The 7,583-nt window shown below is 65.8% G+C and carries 7 protein-coding genes; 5 read left to right on the top strand and 2 right to left on the bottom strand.

The features are described from left to right. From ACK6AU_RS30755 to ACK6AU_RS30740, 4 genes are all read left to right on the top strand, one after another. The coding region (locus ACK6AU_RS30755) for an EVE domain-containing protein (protein WP_409303440.1) at positions 1–149 on the top strand (149 nt) is incomplete at its 5' end. A gap of 178 nt (positions 150–327) precedes the next feature. Further along, positions 328–1,293 (top strand): HlyD family secretion protein, encoded by a 966-nt coding sequence (locus ACK6AU_RS30750; RefSeq protein WP_022641756.1) that lies wholly within the window; start codon positions 328–330, stop codon positions 1,291–1,293. Next, the gene (gene rbbA / locus ACK6AU_RS30745) at positions 1,290–4,013 is read left to right on the top strand and encodes a ribosome-associated ATPase/putative transporter RbbA (RefSeq protein WP_409303438.1); all 2,724 of its coding nucleotides are present in this window, start codon (positions 1,290–1,292) and stop codon (positions 4,011–4,013) included. The genes ACK6AU_RS30750 and rbbA overlap by 4 nt, the downstream gene beginning before the upstream one ends. Beyond that, positions 4,013–5,131, top strand: a complete 1,119-nt coding sequence (locus ACK6AU_RS30740; protein WP_185696949.1) for an ABC transporter permease — start codon at positions 4,013–4,015, stop codon at positions 5,129–5,131. The genes rbbA and ACK6AU_RS30740 overlap by 1 nt, the downstream gene beginning before the upstream one ends. Positions 5,132–5,252: 121 nt before the next feature. Here ACK6AU_RS30740 and ACK6AU_RS30735 read toward each other — a convergent pair whose 3' ends face one another. Beyond that, complete coding sequence (locus ACK6AU_RS30735; RefSeq protein ID WP_185696948.1) at positions 5,253–5,660, bottom strand: flagellar basal body-associated protein FliL; 408 nt, start codon at positions 5,658–5,660, stop codon at positions 5,253–5,255. A gap of 158 nt (positions 5,661–5,818) precedes the next feature. On the opposite strand from ACK6AU_RS30735, the gene ACK6AU_RS30730 reads away from it, so the two are divergent. Next, the gene (locus ACK6AU_RS30730; RefSeq protein WP_409303436.1) at positions 5,819–6,796 is read left to right on the top strand and encodes an NADPH:quinone oxidoreductase family protein; all 978 of its coding nucleotides are present in this window, start codon (positions 5,819–5,821) and stop codon (positions 6,794–6,796) included. A gap of 19 nt (positions 6,797–6,815) precedes the next feature. Here the strand turns inward: ACK6AU_RS30730 and ACK6AU_RS30725 are convergent, their stop codons facing one another. Next, the gene (locus ACK6AU_RS30725) at positions 6,816–7,457 is read right to left on the bottom strand and encodes a gamma-glutamylcyclotransferase (protein ID WP_185696946.1); all 642 of its coding nucleotides are present in this window, start codon (positions 7,455–7,457) and stop codon (positions 6,816–6,818) included. Positions 7,458–7,583: the final 126 nt, after the last annotated feature.

Here is a 7,583-nt window from a genome sequence, read left to right as displayed (position 1 = left end):
ATGTGCAGACCTTCGGCAAGGTCCTGCGCCTGGATTACCTCAAGCAGCAGGCGGCCCTTGCCGAGATGCCCCTGGTGCACAAAGGCAGCCGCCTCTCGGTGATGCCCGTAACCGCCGAGCAGTGGGCGGCGGTACTCGCCCTGCGCTGATCCCCGCGCACGCCATGGCCATGCAAGCCATGGCAGCGTTGCCGGTTTTTTGTCACGTCCACCATGCAGCCCGCAAACATTGAGGTTAGGCTAGCGCCCTTTATATTTGACGAGCATCAAGCGGCCCAGGCTTGAGGTTCGTCAGACTAGGACGCTATAGCCGCAGGACGCAGACCCCATGTCGAAGAACCGCCGTTCCTCCCGTGTTTTCGCTGTTTCCCTCTTGATCCTATTGCTCGCCGCCGGTGGTTTTGGCTATTGGAAATCCCTCCAGGACCGCCTGCCCGAAGGCTTGAGCATGGGCAACGGCCGCCTGGAAGCCACCGAGGTGCAGATCGCCAGCAAGATCCCGGGACGCCTGGCCGAGGTGCGGGTCCATGAGGGCGACAAGGTGCTCCAGGGCCAACTGCTGGCACGCATGGATACCCGGACCCTGGAAGCCCAGCGCGCCCAGGCCGAGGCCGAAGTGGCCAGGGCCCGGGAAAACCTCTCTGCCGCCGAAGCCAATGTGCAGTTGCGCCAGAGCGAACTGCTACTGGCCAACCAGGAACTCAAGCGCTCCCAGGAGCTGTTCCGTCGCGGCTTCGCCAGCCAGCAGATCATCGACCAGCAGCAAGCCCGCCTGAGCACCGGCAACGCGGCCGTGTTGGCGGCCCAGGCCCAGGTCGCCTCGGTCAAGGCCGCCATCGGCGCCGCCCAGGCCCAGGTGGCCCAACTCATCAGCGAAATCGACGACAGCAGCCTGCGCGCGCCCATCGACGGCATCATCCAGCTGCGCCTGGCCGAACCTGGCGAGGTCCTGGGCGCGGGTGGCCGGGTGCTGTTGCTGATCGATCCCAACGACCAGTACATGAACCTCTACCTGCCCGCCTCCGTCGCCGGTCGCCTGACCGTGGGCGATGAAGCGCGCCTGTTGCTCGACGGCCTGCCCAACCAGCCACTGCCGGCGAAGATCAACTTCGTCGCGGCCAAGTCCCAGTTCACCCCCAAGGAAGTGGAGACCCGCGACGAACGCCAGAAACTGGTGTTCCGGGTCAAGGTGCGCCTGACCCAACCCGCCGCCGTGCCACAAGCCAAGCCGGGCATGCCCGGTGCCGGCTACGTGCGCACCGCACCCGTGGACTGGCCGGCTAACCTGCAATGAGCGGCCTGGCGCTGCAAGCGACCGGCATCGCTCATCGCTATGGTCCGCAACAGGCCCTGGTCGATATCGCCTTCAGCCTGCCGGCAGGCACCCGTTGCGGCCTGATCGGCCCGGACGGCGCCGGCAAGTCGAGCCTGCTGGGGCTGATCGCCGGGGTCAAGAAACTCCAGCAGGGCCAGCTCCAGGTGCTCGGTGGCGACATTACCCAGCGGCGCCACCGCAGCAGCCTCTATCCGCGCATCGCCTTCATGCCCCAGGGCCTGGGCGGCAACCTGTACCCCGAGCTGTCCATCAGCGAGAACATCCGCTTCTTTGCCACCCTGTTCGGCCTGCCCGCCAAGGAATGCGCGCAACGCATGCACAGCCTGCTGCTGGCCACCGACCTGCTGCGCTTCGCCGAGCGCCCGGCCGGCAAGCTGTCAGGCGGGATGAAACAGAAGCTCGGCCTGTGTTGCGCGCTGATCCACGAGCCGGACCTTTTGATCCTCGACGAACCGACCACCGGCGTCGACCCGCTCTCGCGCCGACGCTTCTGGGAACTGGTGGAGGACGTGCGCCAGCAACGGCCACAGCTGACGCTGCTGGTGGCCACCGCCTACATGGAGGAAGCCGAGCAGTTCGAGCATTGCCTGATGCTCGATCGCGGCCGGCTGATCGCCCAGGGCCTGAGCCAGGAGCTGGCCAAGGTCACCGCCAGCGGCAAGCTGGACGACGCCTTCACCCACTTCCAGGGCGACGGCGGCCAGGACCATCCGCCGCTGGCGATCCCGCCCCGCTCCGGCGCCAACCAGGACATCGCCATCGAGGCCCATGAACTGACCCTGCGCTTCGGCGACTTCACCGCCGTGAACAAGGTCAGCTTTGCCATCGGCCGGGGGGAGATCTTCGGCTTCCTGGGCTCCAACGGCTGCGGCAAGACCACCACCATGAAGGTCCTCACCGGGCTGATGCCGGCCACCGAGGGCAGCGCCAAGCTGCTGGGCAACCCGGTGAACGCCAAGGACCTGGCCACCCGCAAGCGGGTCGGTTTCATGTCCCAGAGCTTCTCGCTGTACGGCGAGCTCAGCGTGCGCCAGAACCTGGAGCTGCACGCCCGGCTGTTCGACTTGCCCTGGGACCAGAGCGGCCCGCGCATCGAGGAACTGATCCAACGCTTCGACCTGGGCGCAATCGCCGGACAGCAGTCCGGCGCCCTGCCCCTGGGTTTGCGCCAGCGCCTGTCGCTGGCGGTGGCGGTGCTGCACCGACCGGAAGTGCTGATCCTCGACGAACCCACGTCCGGGGTCGACCCGGCGGCCCGCGACGACTTCTGGCGCCTGCTGGTGGAGCTGTCCCGGGAACAGGGCGTGACCATCTTCCTGTCCACCCACTTCATGAACGAAGCCCAGCGCTGCGACCGCATTTCCCTGATGCACGCCGGCAAGGTACTGGCCTGCGATACCCCAGAGGCGCTGCAGCGCCAGTACGCCGGCGAGACCCTGGAAGCGGCCTTCGTGCGTTGCCTGGAAGATGCCCAGGGCACCCCGGACACTCCACCTCCCGCCCAACCGGAACCAGCAGCCCCGGCCGCGGCCAGCGCCCCCGTGCGCTCGGGCCTGAGCCTGGCGCGGTTGCTGGCGGTGGCCACCCGCGAAGGCAAGGAACTGCTGCGCGACCGGGTGCGCCTGGGGTTCGCCCTGCTCGGAGCGATCTTCATGATGGTGATCTTCGGCTACGGTATTTCCCTGGATGTGGAGAAGCTGGCCTTCGCCGTCTACGACCAGGACCAGACCCCACAAAGTCGCGCCTACCTGGAAGCCTTCCGCAGCTCACGCTACTTCGAGGAAAAACCAACGATCCGCAACGCCGCCGAGCTGCACCGACGCCTGCAACGCTCGGAGATCAAGCTGGCCCTGGAAATCCCTCCCGGCTTCGGCCGCGACCTCTATGCCGGGCGCCAGCCCGTGGTCGCCGCCTGGCTCGACGGTGGCATGCCGTTTCGCGCGGAGACCAGCCGCAATTATGTCGAGGCGGTGCACCAGGGCAACCTCGAACTGCTGGCCGAACACAGCAGCCTGCCGCGCAACTCGCGGCCTGCGGCCAAGCTGGAAACCCGCTTCCGCTACAACCAGGACGTGATCAGCGTGAACGCCATCGGCCCCGGCGTCATGGCGCTGATCCTGGCGTTCATCCCGGCCATGCTCACCGCCTTGGGCATCGTCCGCGAGAAGGAGTTGGGTTCGATCACCAACTTCTACGCCACGCCGCTGACGCGCCTGGAATTCCTCCTGGGCAAGCAGGCGCCCTACCTGGCCGTCAGCCTGATCAACCTGGGGTTGCTGGTGGCCATGAACCGCTGGTTGTTCGGCGTACCGTTCAAGGGCAGCGGCCTGACCCTGGCCCTGGGCGGGGTGCTGTACGTGCTGGCCACCACCAGCATGGGCCTGCTGATCTCAGCCTTCACCCGCACCCAGATCGCGGCGATCCTGGGCACCATGATCATCACCAGCCTGCCGACCATCCAGTTCTCCGGGCTGATCGTGCCGCGCTCGTCCCTGGACGGTTCGGCGGCGGTCATGGGCCAGCTGTTCCCCGCGGGCTACTTCCTCGACATCGCGGTCGGCACCTTCACCAAGGCCCTGGACGTGCGTGAACTCTGGCCCCAGTGCCTGGCGCTGGTGGGGTTCTTCCTCGGCTTCACCGGGCTGAGCCTGGTCATGTTGAAAAAGCAGGAGGTCTGATGAACCGGTTTGCCCATATCCTGCGCCTGGGCCTCAAGGAACTGACGAGCCTGCGCCATGACAGCGTGCTGCTGCTGTTCCTGATGTACGCCTTCACCGTGGCCATCTACTTGCCAGCCGCCGGTTCGGTGATCGGCGTGCACAACGCCAGCGTGGCGCTGGTGGACGAGGACCACAGCGCACTGTCGCGCCTGCTGGGAGAGTCCCTGCAACCGCCGGAATTCCAGGCCCCGGCAACCCTGCCCTACGACCGGCTGGACGCAGTGCTGGACAGCGGCCAGTACACCTTCGTGATCAACGTCCCGGCCAACTTCCAGAACGACCTGCTGGCCGGGCGCCAGCCGGCGGTGCAGGTCAACGTCGACGCCACCGCCATGAGCCAGGCCTTCATGGGGGCGGGCTACATCGGCCGGATCTTCCAGCGCGAGCTGCTCGACTACGCCGGCCAAGGGGACGCCCCCGCCAAGGCCCCGGCCCTGCTGACCACCCGTGCACTGTTCAACACCAACCTGCAGGGCGGCTGGTTCCTGGCGGTGATCCAGATCGTCAACAACATCACCATCCTGGCCATCGTGCTCACCGGCACCGCGCTGCTGCGCGAACGCGAGCACGGTACCCTCGACCACTTGCTGGTGCTGCCGCTCACGGCCCTGGAGATCATGCTGGCAAAAATCTGGAGCAACATGCTGGTGGTGGTGCTGTGCACCTGGATATCGCTGGAGGTGATCGTCAAGGGCCTGCTGGGCGTACCGCTGGCCGGTTCCCTGGGCCTGTTCCTGATGGTCACCGCGCTCTATCTGTTCGCCAGCACGGCCCTGGGCATCTTCCTCGCCACTTTGGCCCGCTCGACCCCGCAGTTCGGCTTGCTGGCGATCCCGGTGATCATTCCGATGCTGCTGTTATCCGGCGGCAGTACACCGCTGGACAGCATGCCGCAGTGGTTGCAATGGGTGATGCAGGGTTCGCCGTCGACGCATTTCGTCAGCTTGAGCGCGGCGATCCTGTTCCGCGACGCCGGCGTCAGCGTGGTCTGGCCCGACCTGCTGGCCCTGGGCGCGATCGGCCTGGCGTTCTTCGCCATCGCCCTGGCGCGGTTTCGCAAGAGCCTGGCGTCCTGAGGTTGCCTCGGGACGCCGACATGCAGGAGCGAAGCTTGTTCGCGATCAGCCGCCAGGCTGGAATTTGGCGGGGGCCGCGATAGCGCTATCGCGGGCAAGCCTCGCTCCTACGGATCGAGCATTACTGGATGATCAGGTTGTTGAACAGCAGGTCCTCGACCACCGGTTTGCCGGTCTCGTCGTTCATCACCTGTTGCACCTGCTTGAGGGCTTCCTGGCGCAGTTTTTCCTTGGCCTCGACATTGTTCATGGTCTCGGCAGTCTGCAGGGCGAACAACGCCACCAGCTGGTTGCGGATCAACGGCTCGTTGGCCTTGACCGCCTGGGCCGCCGGATCGCCGGTCACCCGCAGGGCCACGTCGGCCTTGTAGACCTTGAGCTTGGGACCGCCATCCAGGCCGTAGTTGCCCACGAAGGGGGGGTTCAGGCTGATATAGCTGACTTTCGGCGCTTCGCCTTCTTTAGCCTCTTCGGCCATCGCTGCCACGGGCAGGGAGAGGGCCAGCAGCAACATGATCCACGCTTTCACAATTCGCTCCTTAATCCGGTTTGCGGCCTAGCATAAAGGCCCGCCAGCCTGAGCCCAAGCACAAGCTTATGGCTGGCTATCAGGGCCGGGCATGCTCGTTGACCACCTGGTTCACGCTCCTACACTTATCGGCCACCACTCCCAAAGGAATAGCCCTGATGAAAGCCGTGCTGTGCAAAGTGTTCGGCCCCGCCGAAACGCTGGTGCTGGAAGAGGTCGCAAGTCCAGTACCGAAGAAGAACGAGATCCTGCTGGACGTGCATGCCGCTGGGGTCAACTTCCCGGACACCCTGATCATCGAGGGCAAGTACCAGTTCAAGCCACCGTTCCCCTTCTCCCCCGGTGGCGAGGCGGCCGGCGTGGTCAGTGCAGTGGGCGAGAAGGTCAGCCATCTCAAGGCCGGCGACCGGGTCATGGCGCTGACCGGTTGGGGCAGTTTCGCCGAGCAGGTGGCGGTGCCGGGCTATAACGTGCTGCCGATTCCCCAGGCCATGGACTTCAACACCGCCGCGGCCTTCAGCATGACCTACGGCACCTCGATGCACGCCCTCAGGCAACGGGCCAACCTACAGCCCGGCGAAACCCTGCTGGTGCTCGGCGCCTCGGGTGGCGTCGGCCTGGCGGCGGTGGAGATCGGCAAGGCCATGGGCGCGCGGGTGATCGCCGCCGCCAGCAGCGCCGAGAAACTCGCGGTGGCCAAGGCCGCCGGTGCCGACGAGCTGGTCAACTACAGCGAGGCCAGCCTCAAGGACGAGATCAAGCGCCTGACCGGCGGCAATGGCGCCGATGTGATCTACGACCCGGTGGGCGGCGACCTGTTCGACCAGGCCATTCGCTCCATCGCCTGGAACGGCCGGCTGCTGGTGGTGGGTTTCGCCAGCGGGCGCATCCCTGAACTGCCGGTGAACCTGGCCCTGCTCAAGGGCGCTGCGGTGGTGGGCGTGTTCTGGGGCTCCTTCGCCCAGCGCCAGCCCCAGGACAACACGGCGAACTTCCAGCAACTGTTCGCCTGGCACGCCGAAGGCAAGCTCAAGCCCCTGGTGTCCCAGGTCTATCCCCTGGCCGAGGCGGCCCGGGCCATCGACGACCTCGGCCAGCGCAAGGCCGTGGGCAAGGTGGTGGTGCAGGTACGCTGAGCCGCCAGGAGCTGCGTCCTCAGCAGGCCTTGCAACGCTTGAGCCGCGCCTCCAGGTTGCGATCCGGCATGGCGTGGCTGCGCAGGGCCTGGACAGTCTGCTCGACATAGTCGCGGGTGGTGCCGTACCGCCCACAAGCGCTTTCGAACACCTGATTCAGCACGTGGTCCGGCAGGTTGCCGGCGTAGCTGGGCAGGTGCCGCTCCAGCACGAACCCCAGCGCCTGGACCTGGTTACCATCTTCGAGGCGGCAGTTGAGCCAGTGCGGGCGGTAGGAGGGATAAGGCATTTCCCGCTGCCACAGGGCATACAGCGAATCTTCCAGGCACTCCTCCGACAATCGGTAGGCAAAACCACTGCAGGAGCCGCCACGGTCCAGGCCGAAGACCAGGCCCGGCCGCTCGGGGGTTCCCCGGTGCTCGTGGGACCACAGGTACAGGCCTCGGTGATAGCCATGTACCCGCCCGCGTACCCGCTCGACCGCCGAACACTCAGGGCGCCAGATCAGCGAACCATAGGCGAACAACCAGACCGGCCCACCCTGGTGCCTGGCCATAGTGGCTTGCATGGAGCTGCGCAGTTGTTCGTGGGTCAGCTGCGGCCCGAGATCGAGCCGCGGAGGGTAAGCCAGGTTCAGGTAGCTGGATTCAAGGGCGGTCATGGCGAATAGCGTTCAGCTCCCCGCGAAAAAGAAGTTACTTAATAGAACGCCCGGCAGTAACTACAAGACACATGAGTTACAAGACAAGTTAAGTAAAAACAACTAAGGCCACTTAACTTTAAGGAC

The sequence above is a fragment of the Pseudomonas sp. KCJK8993 genome (assembly GCF_046230915.1).
In the GTDB taxonomy this organism is placed as follows: Bacteria; Pseudomonadota; Gammaproteobacteria; order Pseudomonadales; family Pseudomonadaceae; genus Aquipseudomonas; species Aquipseudomonas piscis.
This window is presented reverse-complemented; position numbering and strand designations above follow the sequence as displayed.

Excerpts from the sequence above, each read along its gene's own strand:
- ACK6AU_RS30725 (WP_185696946.1), bottom strand. The coding sequence starts at position 7,457 with ATGACCGCCCTTGAATCCAGCTACCTGAACCTGGCTTACCCTCCGCGG.
- rbbA (WP_409303438.1), top strand. The coding sequence starts at position 1,290 with ATGAGCGGCCTGGCGCTGCAAGCGACCGGCATCGCTCATCGCTATGGT.
- ACK6AU_RS30730 (WP_409303436.1), top strand. The coding sequence starts at position 5,819 with ATGAAAGCCGTGCTGTGCAAAGTGTTCGGCCCCGCCGAAACGCTGGTG.
- ACK6AU_RS30750 (WP_022641756.1), top strand. The coding sequence starts at position 328 with ATGTCGAAGAACCGCCGTTCCTCCCGTGTTTTCGCTGTTTCCCTCTTG.
- ACK6AU_RS30740 (WP_185696949.1), top strand. The coding sequence starts at position 4,013 with ATGAACCGGTTTGCCCATATCCTGCGCCTGGGCCTCAAGGAACTGACG.